Source organism: Streptomyces sp. SID5785 (assembly GCF_009870065.1).
In the GTDB taxonomy this organism is placed as follows: domain Bacteria; phylum Actinomycetota; class Actinomycetes; order Streptomycetales; family Streptomycetaceae; genus Streptomyces.
Map to the genome: position 1 here is coordinate 1 of NZ_WWIA01000453.1, position 1,532 is coordinate 1,532.

Genomic DNA, 1,532 nt, shown 5'->3' on the forward strand with positions numbered 1-1,532 from the left:
CGGCGGAGCCGGCCGAGTTCTTGCTGAAGTCGGCGCGCACGTACCGGGCGAGGGTCGCGGGGAAGGAGATCGTGACCGTGTTCCCGTTGCCCGGGCTGAAGACGTACCGCGCCGACGACTTGAGCGTGGCGAAGCTCTTGCCGTCCGCGCTGCCCTGCAGGGCCAGGGTCTGCCGGCGGGTCTCCCAGTCGGCCGGCAGGCGCAGGACGACCTGCCGGACGCGCCGGCTCCGCCCCAGGTCGGTCTGCACCCACTGCCCGGACTTCTTGCCTGCCTGCCAGTACGTGTCGGCGTCGCCGTCGCTGACGAGCGCGGCGCTGTGGGCGCGCAGGGCGCTGCCGGAGGTCGTCCGGTGGCCTGCGGCGGCGTCCGGGCCGCCGGCCGCGTGCGCGCCGACGGCGGGCAGGCCGAGCACCATGACGGTGCCGGCGAGCACGGCGGTCGCGACGCGCCGTCTCCCGGCTCTCGGTCGGTGTCGAGTCATACGGGTCACTCCTTGCGGGGGGATTCATGCGCGCCGGGGCGCGCTGAGCGGCTCTTTCCTGTTCGGAGCGGTGGCGCGGACGTGCTGGGCTCCGGGCGGGGCTCTGCATCGGCGGTCGCGCGGGCAGGCGGTGCCCACACCACGCGATACACAGCTTCTTGCGTGGTTCGATCGAAATATTGCAGACAACGGAAGCCTCGTCTACTGCCATGACGGCACACTCTCCACCGGGAGCACTCCGACACCGCCGGGAACCCGGCCCTGAAGGCAACGGGACAGCACCCAACTCCCTTGTGCAGCAGCTGAATCACGAGGACCTCGCGATCGAGATCTCAGCCACGCGCCGACATCAGGACACCCCCACCCCACCCACGCAAGCTCGCGCAAGTCACGCAAGTAATTGCGTTCCGATGTTCGTCGCAGGGTCCGGATTTTCAGCGGACGTGACGTCGGTCGTTCACGACGACAGCGGCCCCCGGTCCGCGCGGGGCGGTCCGGGGGCCGGGTCTCGTGGCGTTCGGGTCAGGGGGCCTGCTGCACGTCCCCGCGGGTCGAGGAGGTCAGGGGGCCCAGGCGCTCGAAGTCCCCCGGCGGGATGCCCGGGTGATGGTCCGGCGCCGGGTGCGCCGGGACGTCGGCGGGGCCGAGGGTCAGGCGCGAGACGATGCGGTACCGGTCGCCGCGGTAGAGCGAGTGCACGTACTCGACGGGACGCCCCGCGGTGTCGGTGGTGAGGCGCTCGACGAGCATCGCGGGCGACAGTTCGGGGACGTCGAGGACGTCCGCCTCGGCGCGGGTGACGACGGTCGGCTCGATGGTCTGCGTGGCTTCGCGTACGCGAACGTCGTGATGGACGCGCAGGTGCTCGTACAGGTCACCGCTCTCCAGCTCCTGGGCGCTGAGCCCCGGCACGAGGTCGGCGCGGATGTGCAGGTGCTCGATGGCCATGGGCGCGCCGTCCACGAGTCGCAGCCGTGCGACGTACACGATCGGCGCCGCGGGCGACAGGCGCAGCCTGCGTCCGACGCGGGCGCCCGCCTGGACGGTG

At 72.1% G+C, this 1,532-nt stretch carries 2 protein-coding genes; both read right to left on the reverse strand.

Going from position 1 to position 1,532, the window contains the following annotated elements; genetic code table 11:
* Positions 1–484: discoidin domain-containing protein (locus GTW43_RS15030; protein ID WP_202501455.1), on the reverse strand; the 484-nt coding region annotated here is incomplete at its 3' end.
* Between the two features lie 522 nt (positions 485–1,006).
* On the reverse strand, positions 1,007–1,532 hold a 526-nt coding region (locus GTW43_RS15035), incomplete at its 5' end, for a UTRA domain-containing protein (protein WP_161302407.1).